Source organism: Bacillus sp. FSL R9-9530, from assembly GCF_038008145.1.
Classification (GTDB): Bacteria; Bacillota; Bacilli; order Bacillales; family Bacillaceae_G; genus Bacillus_A; species Bacillus_A mycoides.
Map to the genome: position 1 here is coordinate 401,915 of NZ_JBBOYO010000001.1, position 23,568 is coordinate 425,482.

General features: G+C 36.7%; 21 protein-coding genes. 17 read left to right on the forward strand and 4 right to left on the reverse strand.

Annotation, left to right across the window (positions count from 1 at the left end; translation table 11 throughout):
• Positions 1-40: 40 nt before the first annotated feature.
• Positions 41-1,744, forward strand: a complete 1,704-nt coding sequence (locus MKX66_RS01915) for a peptide ABC transporter substrate-binding protein (RefSeq protein ID WP_012261385.1) — start codon at positions 41-43, stop codon at positions 1,742-1,744.
• A 111-nt stretch (positions 1,745-1,855) separates the two neighbouring features.
• Positions 1,856-2,575: a class I SAM-dependent methyltransferase gene (locus MKX66_RS01920; protein ID WP_002142687.1), complete on the forward strand. Its 720-nt coding sequence runs from the start codon at positions 1,856-1,858 to the stop codon at positions 2,573-2,575.
• 38 nt (positions 2,576-2,613) lie between these two features.
• Here the strand turns inward: MKX66_RS01920 and MKX66_RS01925 are convergent, their stop codons facing one another.
• Positions 2,614-3,000, reverse strand: a complete 387-nt coding sequence (locus MKX66_RS01925) for a hypothetical protein (protein WP_002128474.1) — start codon at positions 2,998-3,000, stop codon at positions 2,614-2,616.
• Positions 3,001-3,137: 137 nt separating this feature from the next.
• Here MKX66_RS01925 and MKX66_RS01930 point away from each other — a divergent pair, with 137 nt between their 5' ends.
• The 8 genes from MKX66_RS01930 to MKX66_RS01965 all read left to right on the forward strand — a co-directional run bounded on the left by MKX66_RS01930 (position 3,138) and on the right by MKX66_RS01965 (position 13,313).
• A complete protein-coding gene (locus tag MKX66_RS01930) occupies positions 3,138-3,473 on the forward strand; it encodes a hypothetical protein (protein ID WP_002142686.1) in 336 nt (111 codons plus the stop codon).
• 274 nt (positions 3,474-3,747) lie between these two features.
• On the forward strand, positions 3,748-5,844 hold the full coding sequence (locus tag MKX66_RS01935; protein ID WP_215590045.1) for a vWA domain-containing protein: 2,097 nt from the start codon (positions 3,748-3,750) through the stop codon (positions 5,842-5,844).
• 83 nt (positions 5,845-5,927) lie between these two features.
• Positions 5,928-9,290 (forward strand): tubulin-like doman-containing protein, encoded by a 3,363-nt coding sequence (locus MKX66_RS01940; RefSeq protein WP_341085366.1) that lies wholly within the window; start codon positions 5,928-5,930, stop codon positions 9,288-9,290.
• Between the two features lie 57 nt (positions 9,291-9,347).
• Positions 9,348-9,482 carry a hypothetical protein gene (locus tag MKX66_RS01945; RefSeq protein WP_002014348.1) on the forward strand — a complete coding sequence of 45 codons (135 nt, stop codon included), beginning with the start codon at positions 9,348-9,350 and terminating at the stop codon, positions 9,480-9,482.
• A 73-nt stretch (positions 9,483-9,555) separates the two neighbouring features.
• A complete protein-coding gene (locus MKX66_RS01950) occupies positions 9,556-9,804 on the forward strand; it encodes a DUF1294 domain-containing protein (protein WP_016092058.1) in 249 nt (82 codons plus the stop codon).
• A gap of 105 nt (positions 9,805-9,909) precedes the next feature.
• Positions 9,910-10,851, forward strand: a complete 942-nt coding sequence (gene rarD, locus MKX66_RS01955; RefSeq protein WP_002014350.1) for an EamA family transporter RarD — start codon at positions 9,910-9,912, stop codon at positions 10,849-10,851.
• A gap of 80 nt (positions 10,852-10,931) precedes the next feature.
• Positions 10,932-11,357, forward strand: coding sequence for a divergent PAP2 family protein (locus MKX66_RS01960; RefSeq protein ID WP_000447809.1), 426 nt, complete (start codon positions 10,932-10,934; stop codon positions 11,355-11,357).
• A 102-nt stretch (positions 11,358-11,459) separates the two neighbouring features.
• The gene (locus tag MKX66_RS01965; protein WP_326997362.1) at positions 11,460-13,313 is read left to right on the forward strand and encodes a terpene cyclase/mutase family protein; all 1,854 of its coding nucleotides are present in this window, start codon (positions 11,460-11,462) and stop codon (positions 13,311-13,313) included.
• A 74-nt stretch (positions 13,314-13,387) separates the two neighbouring features.
• On the opposite strand, the gene MKX66_RS01970 is transcribed toward MKX66_RS01965, so the two are convergent.
• The gene (locus MKX66_RS01970) at positions 13,388-13,537 is read right to left on the reverse strand and encodes a YfhD family protein (protein ID WP_016100859.1); all 150 of its coding nucleotides are present in this window, start codon (positions 13,535-13,537) and stop codon (positions 13,388-13,390) included.
• A gap of 133 nt (positions 13,538-13,670) precedes the next feature.
• On the opposite strand from MKX66_RS01970, the gene fabG reads away from it, so the two are divergent.
• Positions 13,671-14,411, forward strand: coding sequence for a 3-oxoacyl-ACP reductase FabG (gene fabG / locus MKX66_RS01975; protein ID WP_002014354.1), 741 nt, complete (start codon positions 13,671-13,673; stop codon positions 14,409-14,411).
• A gap of 50 nt (positions 14,412-14,461) precedes the next feature.
• Here fabG and dhaS read toward each other — a convergent pair whose 3' ends face one another.
• Complete coding sequence (gene dhaS, locus MKX66_RS01980) at positions 14,462-15,946, reverse strand: aldehyde dehydrogenase DhaS (RefSeq protein WP_002087742.1); 1,485 nt, start codon at positions 15,944-15,946, stop codon at positions 14,462-14,464.
• A 272-nt stretch (positions 15,947-16,218) separates the two neighbouring features.
• On the opposite strand from dhaS, the gene MKX66_RS01985 reads away from it, so the two are divergent.
• From MKX66_RS01985 to MKX66_RS02010, 6 genes are all read left to right on the forward strand, one after another.
• Complete coding sequence (locus MKX66_RS01985) at positions 16,219-16,497, forward strand: YhdT family protein (RefSeq protein ID WP_002014357.1); 279 nt, start codon at positions 16,219-16,221, stop codon at positions 16,495-16,497.
• Between the two features lie 3 nt (positions 16,498-16,500).
• Positions 16,501-17,934, forward strand: a complete 1,434-nt coding sequence (gene panF, locus MKX66_RS01990; protein WP_002087740.1) for a sodium/pantothenate symporter — start codon at positions 16,501-16,503, stop codon at positions 17,932-17,934.
• Between the two features lie 134 nt (positions 17,935-18,068).
• Positions 18,069-19,001 carry a nucleoside hydrolase gene (locus MKX66_RS01995; RefSeq protein WP_002033591.1) on the forward strand — a complete coding sequence of 311 codons (933 nt, stop codon included), beginning with the start codon at positions 18,069-18,071 and terminating at the stop codon, positions 18,999-19,001.
• A gap of 117 nt (positions 19,002-19,118) precedes the next feature.
• Complete coding sequence (locus tag MKX66_RS02000; protein WP_098168392.1) at positions 19,119-20,228, forward strand: serine hydrolase; 1,110 nt, start codon at positions 19,119-19,121, stop codon at positions 20,226-20,228.
• Between the two features lie 101 nt (positions 20,229-20,329).
• Positions 20,330-21,838: an argininosuccinate lyase gene (argH, locus tag MKX66_RS02005; protein WP_215590043.1), complete on the forward strand. Its 1,509-nt coding sequence runs from the start codon at positions 20,330-20,332 to the stop codon at positions 21,836-21,838.
• Between the two features lie 66 nt (positions 21,839-21,904).
• The gene (locus MKX66_RS02010) at positions 21,905-22,738 is read left to right on the forward strand and encodes a GNAT family N-acetyltransferase (protein WP_002014365.1); all 834 of its coding nucleotides are present in this window, start codon (positions 21,905-21,907) and stop codon (positions 22,736-22,738) included.
• Positions 22,739-22,773: 35 nt separating this feature from the next.
• Here the strand turns inward: MKX66_RS02010 and MKX66_RS02015 are convergent, their stop codons facing one another.
• A complete protein-coding gene (locus MKX66_RS02015; protein WP_088039927.1) occupies positions 22,774-23,523 on the reverse strand; it encodes a (S)-benzoin forming benzil reductase in 750 nt (249 codons plus the stop codon).
• Between the last annotated feature and the right edge of the window lie 45 nt (positions 23,524-23,568).

Sequence of the window (23,568 nt, forward strand, 5' to 3'; positions counted from 1 at the left end):
CTGTTAATATCGTACATATAATTGGGGAGGGTACAAAGAAATGAAGAGAAAAAAGATGACAAAATTAACAGCGGTTGTAGCACCAGTTCTAGCAATGAGTATGGCATTAACAGCTTGCTCGGGATCAGGTGGAGAGAAGAAAACAACTACAACGTCTAATGGTGGGGAAGAGAAAAAATCCGATACTAAATATGCAGCAAAACAAGTATTAAATCGAACAGAAACGAATGAAATTCCGACGATGGATACTTCGAAAAGTACGGATACACTTGGTTCACAAATTTTAGGAAACACGATGGAAGGATTATATCGTCTTGATAAAGATAATAAGCCAATCCCAGCTGCAGCAGAATCTAGCACAAAAAGCGAGGATGGTAAAAAATATACATTCAAGCTACGTAAAGATGCAAAATGGTCAAATGGTGATCCAGTAACTGCAAAAGATTTCGTATTTGCATGGCAACGTCTGTTAGATCCAAAAACAGCTGCTGAGTATGCATTTATTACTTACTATATTAAAAATGCAGAAGCGATTAATAAAGGAGAAAAACCTGTAACTGAATTAGGAGTAAAAGCAACCGATGATTATACGCTTGAAGTAGAATTAGAGCAAGCGGTACCATACTTCTTAAACTTAGTGGCATTCCCATCATACTATCCATTAAATGAGAAGTTCGTAAAAGAAAAAGGAGAGAAGTTCGGTTTAGAATCTGATACGACAGTCTATAATGGACCGTTTGTACTTACTGATTGGAAACATGAGCAAGGCTGGAAATTGAAGAAAAATGACCAATATTGGGATAAAAAGACTGTAAAACTAGATGAAATTAATTACAGTGTAGTAAAAGAAGTAGCTACAAGGGTAAATTTATATGATACAGGTGCAATTGATTTCGCGCTTTTAGCAGGAGAATTCGTTGATAAGTATAGAAATAAAAAAGATGAGTTTGGAACATATTCAGAACCAAGTACATTCTATTTACGTTTAAATCAAAAGCGTGCTGGTCAAGATACACCATTAAAAAGCAAGAAATTACGTGAAGCAATTGCATTATCGATAGATAAAAAGAATTTAGCAAATGTCATCTTAAATGATGGTTCAAAAGGAGCCGATTATTTAGTTCCGAAGGGTTTAGCAGCTGGACCTGACGGTAAAGATTTCCAAGAAACATTTAAAAATGGTTTGAAACAAGATACTAAAAAGGCTGCGGCTGCATGGGACGAAGCGAAAAAAGAACTTGGAAAAGATCAGGTGACAATTGAATTACTAAATTATGATACTGGTAATGCGAAAAAAGTTGGAGAGTATGTAAAGGATCAGATTGAGAAAAACTTAAAAGGTGTAACAGTAAATATTAAACTTCAGCCGTTTAAGCAAAAATTAAAATTAGAATCAGAGCAAGAATATGATATCGCATATGGTGGTTGGAGCCCAGATTATGCAGATCCGATGACATACTTAGATATGTTTGAAACAACGAATTCTCAGAATCAAATGAGTTACTCAAATTCAAAATATGATGAGAGTATTAAAAAGAGTAAAACAGAATTAATGTCTGATGCAAAGAAACGTTGGGAAGAGTTAGGGAAGGCAGAAAAAGTGTTACTTGAAGATGATGTAGCACTTGTACCTTTATATCAAAATGCTAGATCATATGTTATGCAACCAAATATAAAGGGAATTGTGAAACATAATATTAGTCCGGAATATAGTTTCAAATGGGCATATGTAGAAGAGAAATAATAACAAATAAAAGCATTTCTAAGGTGTAGTAAAGCACTTTGGAAATGTTTTTTTTTGCACCACTTTTTTATGAATGAATATAAGTATTATAGAAAAATGAAGGAGAATCCCATGAAAAGAAATTCGTACATTGATTTTTTAGCTTATTACGGAATAGGGAGTGCTCATCCTGGTGGTTTTACGTTAACGAAGCAATTACTATCTCAATTGCCACTTAGACACGGAGCGAATGTTCTTGAGATAGGTTGCGGCACGGGGAAAACAGCGGCGTATATGACAAAAGAATTGGGTTATAAAGTGACAGCGGTTGAAAAGAATGAAATTATGATTCAAAAAGCGAAAGATAGATGGTTGTTTGATGGTTTAAATATACAATTGATTCAAGGAGATGTAGAAGGGTTACCGTGTTTAAATGATTCTTTTGAGCTTGTACTTGGAGAATCTATACTCGCTTTTACAAATAAAGAAAAGGTTATTTCGGAATGTTATCGTGTATTACAAAAGGATGGAAAGCTTGTTGTCATTGAAATGATTACCGAAAAACATATTGAGAAGAAAGAGGAGGAAAAGATTGGACAGTTATACGGTATGAAAGAATTATTAACTGAGAATGAGTGGATTCATTTATTTAAAGCAGCAAATTTTAAAAGAATTACAATTGCGGGTGGCGGAACTATTGCAGAAACAGTTGCAGGACATGTGGAAGAGCCAGAGTGGAATGTATCACCGTTTATTCCGGAAGAATTGTATGAGGCGTGGGTGCAACACGAACAAGTACTGCTTATGTATCAACATATTTTAGGGCATCGGATTTTTATATGTGAAAAATAGAAAAAGAGTTGGCTAAAGATAGTCAACTCTTTACTATGTTAGATGAAAAATAATGCAGCCAAAGTAATTCCAAAAATAAAGCCAAATCCGAGTTCAAGGCCCCAGCCACCGCCGCCACAACCACCGCAACCACGACCGCCGCATCCACAGCCACTAAATCCACCATCGAATCCACCACCGCATCCAAATCCACAGTTATCACATCTGCTAATACCACCGCAAATATCACATCCGCCGTTTGAATATGCGTTATAGTACCCGAATCCTGTATCAAAAGATGAGCGCTGTTGCATTGGTTCAATCCAAACAGAATCGTTTGTTACATCTATTATTTTGCCTAAGTGAATGCGACCATCCCGATCTTCAATTCGAACAACTTTACCGAAATAACGTTGGCATGTATCATAACATCTTTTTCTATGCATGTTCTTTCCTCCTTCCGTATTACCGTAATACGATATGTAAGCAGGACAAGTGCGGCTTGTACGAATGACCTATCTATCATAATTGTTATACGAAAGGGGAAATATACGAACAGGATACATAACGAGGAGGAAGAGAAATGAAATCTACAGACCAATTTCAGACGTACGAAGTTCCTTGGGAGGAATTAATAGAAGCACTGCGAGGTGAAATGAAGAAACAAGTAGGGGCGGATATTATTGATACGGTCGTATGTAATTTGAAAGATGGTTTTGAAGTGTATACATATGTGCAGGGTGATTTGGATTTCGAGTATACAGAAGCTCTTGAACGAAAATATGGAAGTGACGGGAAAACCCCTAATTTGTTAACAGTTATGCTGGTAGCTAGCATTTATAATACGGGTGAAGAGAATATACGTTTACATGCAGATCAAAAGGAAAATCCGATTGTTGAAGTATATGTGAAGAAGTAAAGAGTGCGCTAATTATAGCGTGCTCTTTATTTCTTGTATTGAAAAGAAAATCAAACTTTAATGGTGGAATTTATAGCGGGAAAAGTATGAAATCTATGTGTTATTTCAGATATATAATAAGGGAAAAATTCGAAATAAAATATGGGAGTAGTTCATTTTTGTTTACATAATGTAATTGCTGTGAACTGTTGTCCTAAAATACAAGTCATATATCTTGTTTCCTCTCATAAATTTAAACATAGGAATTTGTCTACAAAGGTGGCGAAGCCTCATCATGAAAATTCGAATTTGTGCCACGTTCATGCTGTTTCTATTTATATGTTTACCTTTTTCAGTTTTTGCAAAAGGAGAGGAGGCAAAGGAAAGGGTCGTTTCACTTGTATATGATGATTCGGGCAGCATGAGAAATAACGATCGCTGGAAGTATGCCAATTACGCCTTGCAAAGTTTAGTTGCGCTATTAGATGAGAAAGATAAATTTTCTTACGTTCCAATGAGTAAGCCGGATGCTCCATTAAACATTTCATTAACAAAGGATCAAAGGCAAACAGAAATTGAGGGGATTGGGGCGTGGAAAACATATTTAAATACTCCATTTAGCGCAGTAGAAACGGCGATGCAATCTATAAAAAAGGAAGCAGATATAGATGGGAAACGTGAATTTTGGCTTATTGTATTAACTGACGGGGCATTTAATGATTTGGAGAAAGATAAGATTGGCGGAAAAGAACAAATTACACAGAAGTTAGCACAGTTTAAGAAAGAGATGGATTCTAAAAAGATCTCTTTACACCCAGTCTTAATCACGATGGAAGAGGATTTAGGGCAGCAAGAGAAGCTGCAGTTAAATACGTTTAAAGAGATTTGGAAAAAAGAAATGAATGGAGTTGTCATGCCGTCTAGCGGTGAGGATGGTATTGTACAAAGTGTGAATCAAGTGGCAGCATTAGTTGCAAATCGTGATCCATTTTCTTCTGTTGAGTCGATTGTCAAAACGAAAATAGTAGGGAAAAAAGTAGAGATTACAACACCGTTTCCATTAAAGCGTATGACGCTTGTACGACAATCACCTTCTTTGTCTAATTATAAAGTTATGCAACTTTCCAAACCGTTACAATTGCAGTCTTCTTTTTCTATACATGCACCAGGAGAAGCTAAATTATTCGGAAATATAGTGCATGTAAGTACAGCGAACCAGGAAGTGATTAAGCCAGGGACATATACGATAGAAGTGGATCAGGACATTGAGAAAGAGGGATTACAAGTACTTGTTGAACCAGCGCTTAATTATACTGTTTCTACGTACGACAAAGATGATAAAGATAGAAAAAATGTTGAGAAAATGTATGAAGATGTGACAGCTGTTATTGAAGCGAAACCTACTGAATTACCAATTCAAACTTCTTATTTCGAAGCAGAAGTAGAAATAGACGGAAAGCAGTATCCGATGAAGTGGGACGATAAAAGACATGTGTTTTATTACGAGACAAAGGTTGGTAAAGAGTTAGTACGCGGGAAAGTCCATATGAATATAAAGGGATTTTATAGACAGACGAAAGAATTCAAGATTGAACCAGCTGAAAAACCAAAATTAACACTTCAAGCTGTTACGAAAGATTATGAAGAAAAGGTAACAAATTTAGAACATAGTAAACCATTTATTTTACAGCCCCAGTTAAATGGTAAACCGATGACAGAAGAGGCTGTAAAGAAACTATTAAAATCTACTGGTGTCACATCGAATCAATCGATCAACTATGAATTAAAACAGCATGGTAGTCAAGTTTATGTTTATCCTCGACCTTATTACTCCGACACATTCAATTTTACAGATACCGGCACCGTAGAGGCTACCATCACGATCAATGATTCAAAATTACAAGAAGTAAAGGAAAAGATTGTACTGCACATTGAAAATGCGCCGTTTTTTGAGAAGTATGCGCTCATTTTTAAATTTGTAATTCCTATTACTTTATTACTTTTAATAGTAGGAATTATTATTTTAGGATGGATTGTTCGTCCGAGATTTCATCGGAAAGCATTACTATATTACGAATGGGATCAAGAAGTAGCGAAAGATTGGCTTTATCAATCTGAACCAGAGTTACTTAAAAATAAATGGTGGAAGCACTATTTTGGCATTCCATTCCGAGCAGAAAGAAAGACGGTGCAATCTGTAACATTAATAGCGAAAAAAGGATCGAAATCTATATTTGTAGCAAAAGAATCGCAAGTGGTTGGGATGATTATTGATGGGCTGTTTATAACAGAGGAAGAGGTAGGAATGGAGCATAAGACGTTGTATCCAAATGAACTTTTAGTAATTGATAGAGGATATGGTAAGGAGATTTACCGGTACGAATGTGAATAGTAGATAGGGTGTAAGAGGGGCGGAGGAGGCCCGGCTCTCTTTATTCTTCTTTTCAAACAAGCAAGAATAGGAAGGTGGTTCACATGACATTACAAGTTCCAACAATTTTAATTGGCTTAGGTGGAATCGGTAGTACTGTCACACATCAAATATATGAAAGATTACCTGAGGAGCGTCGTAAAAAGGTAGCGATGCATGTATTTGATACAGATGTGAATACATTGAGTAAATTTGATCATATTCGGAAGTTTAAGACGCAAACGAGCTCGAGTAAAACACCGAGAGAGTATATTGCGGGAGATCCAACGATTCCAGAGTGGTTTCCGATGGACCCGACTATACTCGATAAACCGTTAACAGAAGGGGCTGGGCAGTTACGCGTCATTTCACGATTAGCGTTACGTGCTGCGATGAAAGAAGATAAACTCACATCGTTTTGGCAAGAAATCGAGAAGATTTTTCCAGTTACAAGTGATCAGACCGAATATGGTGTACGTGTCATTATTGTAACGTCACTAGCCGGCGGAACAGGTTCAGGGATGTTTTTACAAATCGCATTATATTTGCGTGAGATGCTCCGGAAGAAATTGCAGCATCATAACATTTTAATTCGCGGTGCTTTTTTAATGCCGGATGTTTTAGTTAAGACGAGAACGGTTAGTGCGAAAGAGTTTGAAACTGTGCAAGCGAATGGTTATGCATCGTTAAAAGAGTTGCACGCTATTACGCTTGGGTCGACTGGTGAATTATCAAAACGAGGCGGCGTAACGATTGAATTAGAATATCGTCCTGATCAAGTGGATGAAGATGGAAGAACAAACCATACGATAAAGCAGCATCATTTACCGTACAATTATTGTTTCTTATATGATTATGAAAATTTACATGGGCACCATTTGCACAATTTATCGGATTATATGGAGCAAATGGCAAATACGATTTATTTACAGTTATTTAGTCCAATGTCTGCAAATCATTTTGCCCAAGAAGATAATCAAATTCAGCAATTGGCAGAATCGAGTGGGAAAGGGAGATATTGCGGAGCAGGAACGGCAAAACTTATTTATCCGTATGAGCACGTTTTGAAATACTGTGCTTTAAAATGGGCGGTTCAAGGCTTAGATGAATCTTGGCTTCATTTAGATCAACTATTTCAAGAGAAGAGGCAAAGATACGATCAAGATGTAAAACGCGGTATGCAGCGTGAAAAGCCAGAGCGCGGGAAAAGTTATTTAGAAGACTTAGAGCATCTTGCTACTCGGCCAGAACAAGCTCATATTTTTTATAGACAAATGTACCATGAAACACGTGAAGGGGCAGAGGGTGGTAAGCTCGGTGTTGCAAAATCAAAATTGTTTTTAGATGCTGTAGAGAGTTACGTACACCGTACAGTGCAAAAAGATGAGGAATTAAACCGCCTGCAGCATGAGTGCAAAATATCGGCTGCGAAGCTTAAAATGATGGAACAAATGAAGGGGGAAGTAGCGAGAGTTGATCATGCGGTTCGTTTATATGCTTATGCCATTCCGAGCCGTGTACATGAGCATGTTACTACCCTTTTATATGACATGATCGAATCAGACCGCTTTACACCGAGTGGCTCAGAAGGACAGTCTTACCAATTAAATACATGGTTTTTAAAGAAAACGGATCCAGTTCATCCAGTTGCAGCACGTTTTATGCTGTATGAAATTCGTAAGCAGTTAGTAGAGAAGATGAATCGACTACATGAAAATAATGAACAAAAGCGTAATTTAATTCAAAACTACGATAAGAAATTTAATGTGAGCAATATTGATGGAACTGTAACGGCTGTTCGCCGCGTTGAAATTGCGCAGCAACAAGGCTGGTTTGGAAAAATGATTAATAATCAGCAGCGTTTGTTTAAAAAAGAATTTGAAGATATTGTAACGCAGTACGTACACAAATTAAGTGAGTATCGTAAAGAAATGTTGTTAGAACTCGTGTATCAATCGCTATACCAAGCAGTTGATAAAATGATTCAATATTGGGAAAGATTCTTTGATAATTTATACGAAACACGTGAAAATTTATTGTTTGAAATCCAAAAGCGAAGCAAGGAATTTGAGGGGAAAACGAACCCGACGAATGTATACGTATTAGCTGAAGAGAAATTGCAAGAAAAGATTTGGCAAGATATGCAGCAACATTTAAATTTAGGTGTATTACCGAAAGATATATCGTCCGAAATTTATATGAGCTTGTACGGGGAATATTGTCGTGATGCGAAAGCCGAAGAAATTCAGTCGAAAAAGGTGGAAGACTTCTATCGTGAACATATATTGAGTTATTGTTATGACGAACTTCAAGTGCGCTATCGTGACAAATTAGAGCTTAATATCGTTGAAGCATTGGGAAAAGAAGCAGATTTCAAGAAGCGTGATCGTGATGAATACGTTCGTGAAAAAATTGAAGATCTTTTCCATTTAGCAAGTCCGTTCGTTCCGAAAGTTTCTCATCATAGAGAATTACAATATTGGGGCGTACATCCATCTTTAAAACAAGAATTGCAAGAAGAGTTATTGCAAGAAATGTTTAAAGAAAAAGATACGGTAAACGAGGCGTTTTCACCATTTGAAGTGATTTGTTATCGTGCTCATTACGGATTATCGCTACAAGATTTTCCTAAGCTTTCATCTGGACATATTGCGAATGGTTTTATGAACGATAAAGGTGATTATTTTCAATCGTATTATCGCCGCGTGAACAAATTAAATAGTAAAAAATCTAGTTTGACGCCGCATTTAGATAAATATTGGCACTTACCAGCCTTTATGCCAGACTTGAATGCAACGCAAACGAAGTTAGATTACGATAAATGTAATCGTGCTCTTCTATACGCGTATATGTATCGCTGGATTAGCTTAGTTGCTGTTGATGGACAGTTCGTGTATCAATATAACGGTGTCGGCCGTAGCTTTTTAATCCAGTCGATGGGGAAAAATATTTCAAGTGAAAGTTATAAGTTGCACAGAGCATTGCTTCATAATCCGTTTATTTATGAAAACATCTTGTCACGATTTGAAGAAGAACAAGAAAAGGCAATGATACAAGGTGGACATTTATATACACATGCATTTGTATTAGGCGCTCAAGATATAAGATGGCTCCGTAAAGAGCATGTTCATAATATTTTAGATATGATTTTAATGTATGACCGTGAGGCAAAATATGACCCGACGTTAGAAGAAACATCTGACGATTTGTTAAGGCTATTCCTTGATGAAATTGAGCTGTATTTCCAAAACTATTACGGAACAGGTGCAGATATGGTTGCGAAGAAAGAGAAAGAGATGTTTATGAAACAATTGTGGGATCGTTCGTATGCGAAAGGGTATGTGGATCCAAATAGTGCGCCTTATAAAAAATGGCAAAATATATTACATGTTCCCGATGAAGAAGAAGTGCCAAAAACGAATGTATAATGAGTGAAAAGGGAATCCTTAAGAATGACAATACAACTTTAGAAATGAGGGATTCCGATGCCATTTTTAGGAAGTGTATATCAAATATTTGGATTATATCCAGAAATTTATTATGGAATGATTTCAGCGGAAATCGCTGAACAACAAATGGAAGAACAGAAAGAACAAGAAAATCAAGAGACTGAATTATAAAACCATGCAGGCTACTCGCCTGCGTGGTTTTTTCGTGTTACAATAAAGCGAATTTTTTAAGGGAGAGAATAAGATGAAATGGATATACTTTATTATTATTAACGTTATAGCATTTAGTATGATGGGGCTTGATAAGCGAAAAGCAAAGAAAAAACAGTGGAGAACGCCAGAAAGTACGTTGTTTTTATCAGCTGTAGCTGGAGGAGCGGTTGGAGCTTGGATTGGTATGTATATGTTTCATCATAAGACACATAAAAGTAAATTTGTCTTCGGTATTCCAGTGCTCGTTATTATAACAGTAGGAGTGTTTTTATACATATAAAGGATTTGCAAGAGGAATGTCGAAAGAAATGCAGATTGAATATTGGTAAAGTAAGCATGTGAGACTTTATAATGAAGAAAAAAAGAGAAGAGGAGAAAAAGGAAGATGGGGAGTCAAACAGCAGAGCAAAAGCAGGGGATTATATATGCAGCAGGTGCGTATACGATGTGGGGAGTCCTTCCGATTTATTGGAAATGGGTGGAGGAAGTACCGGCAGATGAAATATTAGCGCATCGCATCGTTTGGGCATTTGTTTTTATGTTGTTAGTTTTAGGAGTAACGAAGAGGTTTCGTCAGTTTGGTGGGGAGTTAGTGGCCCTTTTTAAACGACCTAAATTATTAATGTCATTAACAATTGCTTCGGTACTTATTAGTGGAAACTGGTTTGTATACATATGGGCCGTAAATCATAACCATGTAATCGAAGCAAGTCTTGGGTATTATATTAATCCACTTATAAGTATTTTACTTGGTACAGTTGTTTTAAAAGAGAAGCTTAATTTTTGGCAATATGTTGCGGTTGGTTTAGCTGGATTGGGCGTTGTTATTTTAACGATACGTTTCGGATCAATTCCATGGGTTTCTCTTTCACTTGCTTTTTCATTTGGATTATATGGATTAACGAAAAAATTATTAAATTATGATGCAACAATTGGGCTTACGATGGAAACGATGTTAGTGACGCCATTTGCACTTATATATTTGTTTATGACAGGAGTTCATGGCTTTGGTTCGTTCGGTTCTATTTCGGCAATATCAACGTTTCTTTTAATAGGGGCAGGTATTGTTACAGCGTTACCACTCTTTTATTTTGCTAAAGGAGCACAACTTATTCCGCTCTATATGATAGGATTTTTACAATACATCGCGCCGACTATTAGTTTAATTTTAGGTGTGTTCGTTTTTGGTGAACATTTTACATCTACTCATATGATTGCGTTTTTCTGTATATGGATTGCTTTATTTGTCTTTTCAATGGCGAAAACAAAGTTTCTACTACAGAAGCAACCAAAATTTATTAAAAATAAATCAGCAAAAGTATCATAATGCGTAGTATTTTCTACGCATTTTTCTTTATACTTATATTATATAGAAATTCCATTATAGTCAGTGAGGAGCTGAAAAACATGGAAACAATTTTACATAATGATCCACTTATAGCAGCTATAATTTCTTGGTTTTTAGCACAGTTAACGAAAGTCGTTTTTAAATTAATAAAAACAGGCGAGTTTGATTTTGCTAAGTTCTTTGCTTCAGGTGGAATGCCAAGTTCGCATGCTTCGACTGTTACTGCACTTGCTACAGGTGTCGGAGTGGTGGAAGGTGTGGAGAGTCCAATATTTGCGGTTGCCGCTATTTTTGCCATTATTGTTATGTACGATGCTTCAGGAGTAAGGCTTGCGGTAAGTAAGCAAGCGAAAATATTGAATGATTTTTTTCATGGTAGACAAACAGAATATAAAAAGTTAAATGAGCTCGTTGGACATACACCGTATCAAGTTGTTGTTGGTGCACTATTAGGAATTGTTGTCGGGGTTGGGTATTGTTTGTAAGCAGAATGTGTGTAATGCACGTTCTGCTTTTCTTTGCTTTCATACATATTTAGATGAGTTTTCGAATATCGTATACGGACTTAGAAAGGGTGGGTGAGCGGTGTGCTACTATATGACAAAGTGCATGAGGAGATAGAGCGGAGAACGACTGCACTTCAAACGATGCAAAGGCAAGAAGGAACGTGGCAATTTTGTTTTGAAGGAGCTTTGCTAACGGATTGTCACATGATTTTTTTACTCAAATTATTAGGGCGAAATGACGAAATAGAACCGTTTGTGAAAAGGTTAGTATCTCTTCAAACAAATGAAGGGACTTGGAAATTATACGAAGATGAAAAGGGAGGGAATTTATCCGCGACGATTCAAGCATATGCTGCTTTACTTGCTTCGGAAAAATATTCGAAAGAAGATATGAATATGAGGCGAGCTGAAATGTTTATTAAGGAACACGGGGGAGTTTCTCGTGCCCATTTTATGACGAAATTTTTATTAGCGATTCATGGAGAATATGAATTTCCTGCGCTTTTTCACTTTCCAACACCAATATTATTTTTACAAGATGACTCCCCCCTCAGTATATTTGGGTTAAGCAGCTCAGCGCGTATACATTTAATTCCGATGATGATTTGTATGAATAAGAGATTCCGTGTAGAGAAAAAGTTATTGCCAAATTTAAATCATATTGCAGGCGGGGGTGGGCAATGGTTTCGAGAGGAGCGGTCTCCGCTGATTCAATCGTTTTTAGGCGATGTGAAAAAGGTAATATCTTATCCATTATCGTTACATCATAAAGGATACGAAGAAGTAGAGCGCTTTATGAAGGATCGTATAGATGAAAATGGAACATTATATAGTTACGCCAGTGCTACGTTTTATATGATTTATGCTTTGCTTGCATTAGGGCACTCTATTCAGTCTCCAATTATTGAGAAAGCTGTGACAGGATTAAAATCTTATATATGGAAGATGGACAGAGGAAGTCATTTGCAAAATTCTCCTTCTACCGTATGGGATACCGCTTTACTTAGCTATTCATTGCAAGAAGCTAAAGTTACAAATGAAAATAAGATGATTCAAAGGGCGACGGAGTATTTATTGCAAAAACAACAAACTAAAAAGGTAGATTGGAGCGTACATGCATCATCACTTGTAGCTGGCGGTTGGGGATTTTCAGATGTTAATACGACGATCCCTGATATAGACGATACTACAGCTGCCCTTAGAGCGTTAGCGCGAAGTAGAGGGAATGATAGAGTAGATGATGCGTGGGGAAGAGGTGTGGAATGGGTAAAAGGATTGCAAAACAATGATGGAGGCTGGGGAGCTTTTGAACGAGGGGTAACGAGCAAGTTACTATCGAATTTGCCGATTGAAAATGCGAGTGATATGATAACCGATCCGTCCACACCAGATATTACAGGTAGGGTGTTAGAATTATTCGGAACGTATGCACCGAATGAATTGCTTGAAGAGCAAAAAAAGAAAGCTATCAAATGGTTAATGGATGTACAGGAACAGAATGGATCATGGTATGGAAAATGGGGGATATGTTATATATATGGGACATGGGCAACGATGACAGGCTTACGTGCATTAGGAGTGCCTTCTACTCATCCATCGTTGAAAAAAGCAGCTTCATGGCTCGAACATTTGCAGCATGAAGACGGAGGGTGGGGAGAATCCTGTCAAAGTAGTGTAGAGAAAAAATTTATTTCTTTACCTTTTAGTACGCCGTCACAAACAGCGTGGGCACTTGATGCACTCATTTCTTACTACGATCAAGAAACACCGATTATTCGAAAAGGAATTTCATATTTGCTCGCGAAGTCTACTATGAATGAAAAATATCCTACTGGTACAGGGTTACCGGGGGGCTTTTATATTCGCTATCATAGTTATGGGCATATATATCCGTTACTTGCTTTAGCGCACTACGTAAAGAAATATAGAAAATAAACCGAGAGATACTCTCGGTTTATTTTGATGGGTAGTAGGTCCCTGTTGAAAAGAATAAGGAACGTTGTAGTTCCTTATTTTTCTGTTGATTGGCGTTTTTGACGTGCATCAGCGGCATTTGCACGTGCGTTTGCTTCTAAGTCATTGTGGTCAGCGAGTTCGCGAGCGAACTCAACATCAATGCCATCGGCAGCTTTGTTTTGATTTACATTCTTTTTTTTCATTCGACACAATCTCCTTGTGTTTTATGCGGCGTTGCAAAGTTAGTTTGACACAAATAGACTTTTTTATACAAAGAGGATTTGGAAAGCATAGAGCCGAAATATACAATATAACTAATAGAAATGGGGGATAGAGATGGAATTGTTGAATGGGAAAACAGCTGTTGTAACGGGTGCTGCGCAGGGGATTGGAAAAGAAATCGCACGAGTTTTTGCAAAACTAGGGGCCAAAGTATTAATTAGTGATGTAAATGAAGAGAAGCTACAAGAAACGACACGTGAATTATCAGATGAAGGGTATGATGTGAGTTTATATCGATGTGATGTGAGTAATCAAAATGAAGCGAAGTCGTTAATTGAATATGCGGTGCAAAAATTTGGTACATTACATATTTTAGTGAATAACGCTGGGATTACAAAAGATGCAATGTTACATAAGATGGAGAAGTCTGCTTGGGAACAAGTATTACAAGTGAACTTAACTGGCGTTTTTTATTGTATGCAGCCAGCACTTCTTTATATGAGACAACAACAGTATGGACGGATTATTAATATTTCTTCTATTAGTAGGGAAGGAAACATTGGACAAGCAAATTATGCGGCTACAAAAGCAGGGGTTGTAGGCTTAACAAAAACAGCAGCGAAAGAGGTTGGAAGTTTTGGTATTACGTGTAATGCGATTTGTCCAGGGTTTATGGATACTGATATGACAAAAACAATACCGGATAAAGTAAAAGAGAAAATGGTTGGAGCGATTCCAGTTGGAAGAATTGGAACGCCGGAAGATATTGCAAACGCAGCTGCCTTTTTAGCATCAGAGTATGCGTCTTACATTACAGGAGAGGTATTAAATGTGAGCGGTGGGTTGCAAGTGTAAATGAATACATAATGAAAAGAACCTGACCGAGTAGGTCAGGTTCTTTCTCGTTAATTTAAGTTAATCCAAACGCTCTTCACTTCTGTATAGTTGTTCAGCGCGTAAGATCCCATTTCGCGGCCAAGACCGGATTGTTTAAATCCTCCAAATGGAGATGCTGCATCAAAGACGTTATAACAGTTTACCCATACAGTACCAGCACGTACTTTACTTGCAACATAGTGTGCTGTTTTAACATTTTCTGTCCACACACCAGCCGCTAAGCCGAATTGTGATTTATTTGCACGTTCAATTACTTCATCAATATCGTTAAAAGGTATTGCAGAAATAACTGGACCGAAAATTTCTTCTTTTGCGATCGTCATTTCGTCATTTACGTCAGCGAATACTGTAGGAGAAACGAAGTAGCCTTGATCGAATGGATTACTTCCTCCGCAAAGTACTTCAGCGCCTTCTTCAATCCCTTTTTCAATGTAGCTCATTACACGTTTTTGTTGTTCTTCGGAAACGAGAGGACCGATTGTTGTTTCAGGGTTAAGACCGACACCTTGATTTAGTTTTTTAGAATAGAGGACGAGATCAGCCATGACATTATCATACATTTTCTTTGGAATAAATAAGCGTGATCCAGCAGAGCATACTTGTCCTTGGTTAAACATAACACCAGAAAGTGCACCAGGAATCGCGCGAGATAAGTCGGCATCTGGTAAAATAATGTTCGGTGATTTACCGCCAAGCTCTAAAGTAACACGTTTCAATGATTCAGATGCTTGTCGCATAATTTGTTTACCGACTGGAGTAGAACCAGTAAATGCAATTTTATCAACGAGTGGATGATTAACAAGTGCTTGTCCAGCTGATTCACCGAATCCAGGAACGATATTAATAACACCTTTCGGGAATCCAGCTTCTTCAATTAATTCAGCTAAGTATAGAGCGGATAGTGGAGTTTGTTCTGCAGGTTTTAAAACGATTGTACATCCTGTAGCAAGCGCAGCTCCCATTTTCCACATTGCCATAAGAAGTGGGAAGTTCCAAGGGATAATTTGACCGACGACACCAACAGCCTCATGGCGTGTATAGTTAAAGTAATCACCGGAAACAGGAATTGTTTGACCAACAATTTTCGTCGCCCAGCCAGCATAATAGCGCATATGCTCAATTGCAAGTGGTATGTCTGCCGCCATTGTTTCACGGATTGGCTTTCCGTTATCTAACGTTTCGAGCTGTGCGAGCTCTTCTTTATGCTCTTCCATTAAATCAGCGAGCTTGTACATAAGACGGCTGCGTTCAGCAGTGCTCATGCGTGACCAAGGACCTTCATCGAAAGCCATTCGAGCAGCTACCACAGCTTTATGAATGTCTTCGCGACCAGCTTCAGCAACGATAGCGAGTGTTTCACCAGTTGCTGGGTTAGGCGTTTTAAATGTTTTTCCGGAAGCGCTTTCAATGAACGCTCCGTTCACATATAGTTTCTTTGTGCCTTGAAGAAATTTCTCTACCTTTTCATGAAGATTTACAGCTAGTTGACTCATTGTATAACCCCCTTGAAAATATAATTTAAACGCGGTACGAGACGGCGTTTATTCCGAAATCAAGGATGTGGGAACTAGATGAAAAGCCTCTACTTAAAATCATAAATAAAAAATGCTGAAAATTCAAATTTCATTTTCGTTACAATTGTAAAAAATATGTAATGAAACATTGTATTCTATATAATTACAAAAAATCCTGCGCGTTTTTGTTTTCTAGTAGGAAAAACTAGAAAAACAGTGGTACAATTATACATCGTGAGAGGAGGGGGAAAATGAAGAATTATCATGATGATCCGCGCTTTCGAGTTGCCCATAGAGAAGCGTTAATTGGTCTTGGATTAGCTATTATTAATTTTATAATATGGTATGGATTTGCCTATGGGCTTGGAAGTAAGGATCCGAGTGAATATACATATGTATTAGGTTTTCCAGCATGGTTTTTTTATAGCTGTATCGTTGGATTTATCGTAATGGTTATTTTGCTTATTTTAGTTGTTCGTTTTTTATTTCAAGATATTTCACTCGATGAGGAAGAAAAAAGTGAGGAATGATAGATGAATTGGTATGTAATAATCCCAATGATAATTTCTTTTATCGTTGTGTTTTTAATTGGTGTATATGCGTCAAGACGTGTACAAGCAACCGCTAATAATAAATTTTTACAAGAATATTTTCTTGGTGGGCGTGAACTTGGTGGCTTATTATTAGCTATGACGATGATTGCTACGTACGGTAGTGCAAGTAGCTTTATCGGCGGGCCTGGTATTGCTTACAATATGGGTCTTGGATGGGTGCTGTTATCAGCGATTCAAGTTGTAACAGGATATATCGTTTTAACGGTTATTGGTAAAAAGTTTGCTATTATCGCTAGAAAGATGGAAGCAATTACGCTTATTGATTATTTAAAGGGCAGATACAATAATAAAGCGGTAGTTGTTCTTTCTGCGTTATGTATTATAATCTTTTTGTTCTCAGCAACAGTAGCCCAGTGGGTTGGCGGCGGACGATTAATTGAGTCGCTAACAGGACTTTCCTACACAACGGCACTATTTTTATTTACATTTTCTGTACTTGTGTATGTGTTAATTGGTGGATTTCGTGCAGTCGCTTTATCAGATACGTTATTAGGAATCATTATGTTAGTCGGAACAACAATCATTTTAATTGCTACTGTCATTGCTGGTGGCGGAGTTGAAAAGATTATGCAGGAACTTATTCAAATTAATCCGAATCTAATAACACCGTTCGGAGCGGATGGAAGTTTAACGAAATCATATGTCACATCATTTTGGATTTTAATTGGGATTGGTGTCGTTGGATTACCGCAAATTAGTGTGCGTGCTATGTCTTATAAAAATTCAAAAGCTATGCACCAAGCATTAATCATTGGAACGGTTGTCGTCGGTACAATTATGATTGGTATGCATTTAACAGGTGTGTTTGCAAGAGTAGTCCTTCCAGGCATAACGGTACCAGATAAAGTAATGCCGCTACTCGCGATGGAAGTGTTGCCACCTTGGTTAGCTGGAGTTTTCTTAGCTGCACCAATGGCAGCGATAATGTCTACTGTGAACTCATTATTATTACTTGTAAGTTCGTCAATTATTAAAGATATATATGTGAACTACATAAATAAAGATGCCGCGGATAGTACGATAAAGAAAGGTAGCCTATTGATTACTGGTATCGTAGGATTACTCGTATATGCTGCCGCTATTAAGCCACCAGACTTTTTAATTTGGTTAAATTTATTTTCTTTCGGTGGTTTAGAAGCAGCGTTCATTTGGCCGATTGTGTTAGGTTTATATTGGAAAAAAGGAAATGCAACTGGAGCTCTCGCATCTATTTTAGTTGGAGTAGGTTCCTATATGTTTATTCACCTTTGCTACCCTAATCCATTCGGTATACATACAGTTGTTTTCCCGATTTGCTTTGCATTTATTTCTTATATAATTGGTAGTATGGTTACGATGAAAAAAGTAGCATGAAAATATAGAAAAACGTAGGAACTTCTAATATGAAGTTCCTACGTTTTTTGTTTATACAAAATTTATCTTTTTCATTCTGTATTCCGTCATGTATTCATAAAGTAATAACAATTGATGGGATGGAGTTGAGGTCTATGAAAAAAATATTATTTTTAGGAGACCCAGGAATTGATGACTCTTTAGCAATTATGTATGGATTATTGCATCCTGATATTGATATTGTTGGAGTAGTAACAGGATATGGGAATGTAACACAGGAAAAGGCGACGAGTAATGCGGCGTATTTATTGCAAATGGCGGGCCGGGAAGATATACCTGTTATTAATGGAGCGAAAATTCCTTTATCTGGGGATTTTGTAACATATTATCCGGAAATTCATGGGGTAGACGGTTTGGGACCTATTAAGCCTCCTAAAACTTTTTCTCCCAATATTAAACCTTTTTGTGCATTTTTCGATATCATTGAAAAATATAAAGGAGAACTAATCATTGTTGATGCCGGCAGATCAACAACATTAGCGACGGCATTTATTTTAGAAAAACCAATGATGAAGTATGTGAAAGAATATTATATAATGGGCGGAGCTTTTTTAATGCCCGGAAATGTTACACCAGTCGCGGAAGCCAATTTTCATGGTGACCCAATTGCATCACAATTAGTTATGCAAAATGCAAAAAATGTGACATTAATACCGCTTAACGTTACATCAGAAGCGATTATTACACCGGAGATGGTGAAATACATTACGAAACATTCTAAAACGAATTTCAAGAAATTAATAGAACCGATTTTCAATTATTATTATAAAGCTTATAAAAATCTGAATCCTAAAATAACAGGGAGCCCAGTGCATGATGTAGTAACGATGATGGTAGCGGCAAATCCATCTATTTTAGATTACGTGTATCGTCGTGTTGATGTAGATACGGTTGGAGTTGCGAAAGGGGAAAGTATCGCTGATTTTCGCCCGCAACCTGAAGCAAAAGCGTTGAAAAATTGGGTTAAAATTGGCTGGTCTTTACATTATAAAAAGTTTCTAGAGGATTTTGTGAAAATTATGACGTAGACATAATAGTAGCATACAAGTTAAAATAATGGAGATGATTATTTAAACAATCATCTCCATTATTTTGTTTTTAAGAGATAAATAGAGAAGAGTTACACAATAGGAGAGGAATTTTACTTGAAAAAAACTATAGTATGCGCAGTGATTGTGGGTATTTTTGTTTTGCTGATATCAGGTAACTTTTTAGTGAAAAAAGTGTGGAGTTCAAATAATGATGATGCGCAGTACATAGCATCCTTTATTGAAGAACATAAAGATGAAAAGAATAGTGCACTTTTAATAAAAAGAAATGATAAAGTCGTGTATTCTGTAAATCCGGATGTTGTATTGCCAGTTGCTAGTACGATGAAGTTAATTGTGGCGCTTGAATATACGAAACAAGTTACAGAGGGGAAAATCGATCCGTCTAGTTTCGTTTCAATTAATGATGTGAATCGTTATTATGTGCCGGGTACAGATGGTGGTGCACAAGATAGATGGCAAAATTATTTGCAAAAAAAAGAAAAGATAACTGAAGGAGCGGTTTCTTTAGAAGAAGTTGCAAAAGGAATGGTTAAGTTTAGTTCTAATGCAAATGCTGAATATTTAATGGAGGTATTAGGATTAGACAATATTAATCGGAATTTACAAAGTTTAGCACTTCCTGCACATCAACCGCTATTTCCGATTGTTTCATCTTTATACATTCCGGGATATTTGCATAAAGAATTACATGTTCCAAAATATAAAATAGAGAAAAAGTTAAAAGAAATGTCTCAAGAGCAATATCGTGAATATGCTATGATTATTCATGAACGCTTAAAAAAGAAGGGACCATTATTACAGAAGGAAATTCCTCTGTATTTAGAGGAACGTTACGACAAAATTTGGTCGGATAGATTGCCGGCTGCTTCCGCTAACGATTATATGGTACTGCTTCAAAAGGCAAATCATCAAGGTGGTCTTACAGAAGCGGAAGAAAAAGTGTGGGCGAATATCGTTGAAACAGATATGAGCGCAAAGAAATATCGTAAAACATTCAGGCATGCTGGACAAAAGAATGGTTATACACCATGGACGGTAACGAAAGCAGTTTATGCAATGGATAAACGCGGAAACTGTACAGAAATTGTTTTCTTGGCAAATAATTTAAATGAAGATGACAGTGCTGAAATACGTAAACATTTAGCAAATCTACACTTTCAAGTGTTGCAAAGTGATAAGTATGATGCGACTTTTATTAAATAAACTCGGTGCTATGAGCGCCGAGTTTATTTTTATGTACAAACACTTTTTCACCATCCTTGGGTATGATGGGTAGTAACACTTAGGCGAAAGGGGAAAAGGTGATGAAACAGAGTAAAGAAGAGTTTATTAAGAATGAAGGCGCTGATTTCCCTGGGAAAACATATGTAGATTGTGTATTACAGCACGTATTTAATTTTCAGCGTAATTATTTATTAAAAGATATGTTTCAAGTGCATAGGGCACATATTGCTATGTTAACTGAAGAGAAGTTAATGAAAAGAGAAGAAGCGAAAGTTATATTAATCGCACTTAAAAAAGTAGAGGGGATTCCAAAGGAGAAGTTGCTATATACAGAGCAACATGAAGATCTTTTTTTCTTAGTTGAACATTTGCTTTCTCAAGAAGCAAAGTGTGAATTTGTAAGTAATATGCATATCGGTAGAAGTAGAAATGATATGGGTGTAACGATGTATCGCATGAGTTTACGGCAATTTGTATTGCGGTTAATGGAACATCATTTATTGCTGCAAGAAAGTATGCTGGAGCTCGCCGGTGAACATATGGAAACAATTATGCCCGCGTATACACATACACAACCGGCGCAGCCGACAACATTTGGTCATTATGTTTTGGCAATTTATGATACGATGCAACGAGATTTAGAAAGAATGAAAAAAGCGTATCATCTTTTAAATCATTCTCCAATGGGGGCAGCTGCCCTTTCTACAACAAGCTTCCCAATTAAGAGAAAACGAGTGGCACAGTTACTTGGGTTTACAAATGTAATTGAGAACTCATATGATGCTGTTGCTGGAGCAGATTATTTATTAGAAGTTAGCTCGTTACTAATGGTTATTATGACGAATACGAGTAGATGGATTCATGATTTTTTACTATTAGCGACGAAAGAATATGATGGGATTACTGTAGCGAAGCCATATGTGCAAATAAGTAGTATTATGCCGCAAAAACGAAATCCTGTTTCAATAGAACATGCCCGTGCTATTACGAGTAGTGCTTTAGGGGAAGCATTTACTGTATTTCAAATGATTCATAATACACCATTTGGCGATATTGTCGATACGGAGGATGACTTGCAGCCGTATTTATATAAAGGAATCGAAAAGGCGATTCGTGTTTTTTGTATGATGAACGCAGTTATTCGAACGATGAAAGTAGAAAAGGAAACGTTAAAAAGTCGTTCATATAAACACGCGATTACGATTACAGATTTCGCAGATGTTTTAACAAAAAACTATGAAATACCATTTCGGCATGCACATCATGCAGCAAGTGCGATTGCGAATATGTCTATGCAGCAGAAGAAAGAATTACATGAATTAAATTTCAAGGACATAAATGTATACTTACAAGAAAATTTGAAAGTGAATTTATTAGAAGAAGAGTGGAAAGAAATTATATCACCAGAAGCTTTTATTCAAAAAAGAAATGTATATGGTGGACCGAGTAAAAAAGAGATTGAGCGTATGATTAAAAATCGAAAAGAGTCATTTCAAAAAGAAGAAGAGGTATTTGAAAAGGAAAAACAAAGAATTTTACAAGCTGAAAATGATTTGAATACGTTAGCTTCGAACATTATTAAATCGTAAAAGAAGGATTTAATGAATTAATCGCCAATACTTAATGAAACTATAAATAGAGAGAAGAGATTGTCGATGATTCAATTACATGTATATGAAGAGATTCTTAATTTTACAGAAGAGGTTACACCATTTTTAGAGAAGAATGAGCAGGAAAATAATCTCATATTAGGTGTATTACAAATGGTCCAAGAACCGATATTTATAGGAGTAGCAAAACAAGAGGAAGAAATTGCAGCTGTATTTCTTCAAACAGAAGAAAAGAAACAAATAATTGTTGCTACGTCTGAGATTTCGGCAGTAGCTATTAAGGAACTTGCAAAAGAGTTAACGAAAGTATATCCAAATATTCCTGGATTGATTGGTAATAAAAAAATCGTACAGAAATTAGCGGAAGAGATTGCAGTGTTAGAGAATAAGAAAACTAATGTTGCAATGGAGCAAGGTATATATGAATTAAAACAAGTAAAGAAAAAGTGGAACGGAGATGGAATCTTTCGAGAAGTAAGTAGTGATGAGCTAACATTAATAGAGCAGTGGATATATCAATTTTGCGAAGATGTGAAGCTTCCTACTACGAAAGAAGAAGCGAAACAAACTGCTCATACATTAATTACTAATCATCGTCTATTTGGTTTAGAAGTAGACGGGAAGATTGTTTCTGTAGCTGCAAAAACGAGACCGACTACAAACAATATAACAGTTAATTTCGTATATACACCGAAAGAAGCTCGGAAAAAAGGGTACGCATCTAGTTGTGTCGCTGCACTTAGTCAACGTATGTTAGATGAAGGTTACAAAACAACGACATTATATACGGACCTGGCAAATCCAACATCAAATAAAATTTATCAAGAGATTGGTTATGAGAAGATGATGGAGTCTGTACTCATATTTTTAGAGAAATAGAATGAAAAGGCACGCTATTATAGCGTGCCTCTTTGTTATTCATCAATTCGAATTACTTCACCCTGCGGGAAATTCTCAGTTTCTAGTAAGTTACGAATAGCTTTCGCAACATATTCAGGTGACAGTAGCTTTCCTTCTTTTTTTAATGCGGTGAATCGATCTAAGTTAATAAAGTCTTCCTTATTTGTTTCACGAATTTGTGTTTGCATATTTGTATCAACAACACCTGGTGCAAAAGAAACGATTTTTACAGGGTATTCTTTTTCTACTTCTTCAGTAGCTACGCACTGTGTAAACATATTTACACCGGCTTTCGTTGTACAATAAGCGCCCCATCCAAAATAAGGGTTTTTCCCTGCTCCAGACGAAATATTTATAACTCGTTTATCTATTTTCCAGTTTTTCGTATGTTTCATGAAAGTAGATGTAAGAATCATAGGTGCAAGTAAATTAATGTGAACGTTCGTAATGAATTGTTCGCTTTCTGCTTTTTCAATTGGCATCATTGGTGCGACTGTGCCTGCATTATTAATTAAATGAATAGATGAAACTTTGTCTTCTTCTATAGATGAAACGACTTCGCTAAAACGAGTTTCTAAATTATGTACATCTTGAAGATCTACGGAATGGAAAATACAAGTACTGTTTTTTTGCTCTGCGAGTTTAGTAAGCTCTTTATTTTCTCTTCTAGAAATAGAGATGATGGTTGTGTTTTCTTCTAACAATTGTGCGGCGATTGCCTCACCTAAACCTTGTGAAGTTCCTGTTACGATAACGTAGCGCATAGTTTTATAAACTCCTCTCGTATGTGCGGAATTTTTTTGGACAAC

Coding starts and splice junctions, on each gene's coding strand:
- MKX66_RS01935 (WP_215590045.1), top strand. CDS start 3,748: ATGAAAATTCGAATTTGTGCCACGTTCATGCTGTTTCTATTTATATGT.
- MKX66_RS01960 (WP_000447809.1), top strand. CDS start 10,932: ATGGAAACAATTTTACATAATGATCCACTTATAGCAGCTATAATTTCT.
- MKX66_RS01995 (WP_002033591.1), top strand. CDS start 18,069: ATGAAAAAAATATTATTTTTAGGAGACCCAGGAATTGATGACTCTTTA.
- MKX66_RS01950 (WP_016092058.1), top strand. CDS start 9,556: ATGAAATGGATATACTTTATTATTATTAACGTTATAGCATTTAGTATG.
- argH (WP_215590043.1), top strand. CDS start 20,330: ATGAAACAGAGTAAAGAAGAGTTTATTAAGAATGAAGGCGCTGATTTC.
- MKX66_RS02010 (WP_002014365.1), top strand. CDS start 21,905: ATGATTCAATTACATGTATATGAAGAGATTCTTAATTTTACAGAAGAG.
- MKX66_RS01985 (WP_002014357.1), top strand. CDS start 16,219: ATGAAGAATTATCATGATGATCCGCGCTTTCGAGTTGCCCATAGAGAA.
- MKX66_RS01925 (WP_002128474.1), bottom strand. CDS start 3,000: ATGCATAGAAAAAGATGTTATGATACATGCCAACGTTATTTCGGTAAA.
- MKX66_RS01945 (WP_002014348.1), top strand. CDS start 9,348: ATGCCATTTTTAGGAAGTGTATATCAAATATTTGGATTATATCCAGAA.
- panF (WP_002087740.1), top strand. CDS start 16,501: ATGAATTGGTATGTAATAATCCCAATGATAATTTCTTTTATCGTTGTG.
- MKX66_RS01920 (WP_002142687.1), top strand. CDS start 1,856: ATGAAAAGAAATTCGTACATTGATTTTTTAGCTTATTACGGAATAGGG.
- MKX66_RS02015 (WP_088039927.1), bottom strand. CDS start 23,523: ATGCGCTACGTTATCGTAACAGGAACTTCACAAGGTTTAGGTGAGGCA.
- MKX66_RS01930 (WP_002142686.1), top strand. CDS start 3,138: ATGAAATCTACAGACCAATTTCAGACGTACGAAGTTCCTTGGGAGGAA.
- fabG (WP_002014354.1), top strand. CDS start 13,671: ATGGAATTGTTGAATGGGAAAACAGCTGTTGTAACGGGTGCTGCGCAG.
- MKX66_RS01940 (WP_341085366.1), top strand. CDS start 5,928: ATGACATTACAAGTTCCAACAATTTTAATTGGCTTAGGTGGAATCGGT.
- MKX66_RS01970 (WP_016100859.1), bottom strand. CDS start 13,537: ATGAAAAAAAAGAATGTAAATCAAAACAAAGCTGCCGATGGCATTGAT.
- rarD (WP_002014350.1), top strand. CDS start 9,910: ATGGGGAGTCAAACAGCAGAGCAAAAGCAGGGGATTATATATGCAGCA.
- MKX66_RS01915 (WP_012261385.1), top strand. CDS start 41: ATGAAGAGAAAAAAGATGACAAAATTAACAGCGGTTGTAGCACCAGTT.
- dhaS (WP_002087742.1), bottom strand. CDS start 15,946: ATGAGTCAACTAGCTGTAAATCTTCATGAAAAGGTAGAGAAATTTCTT.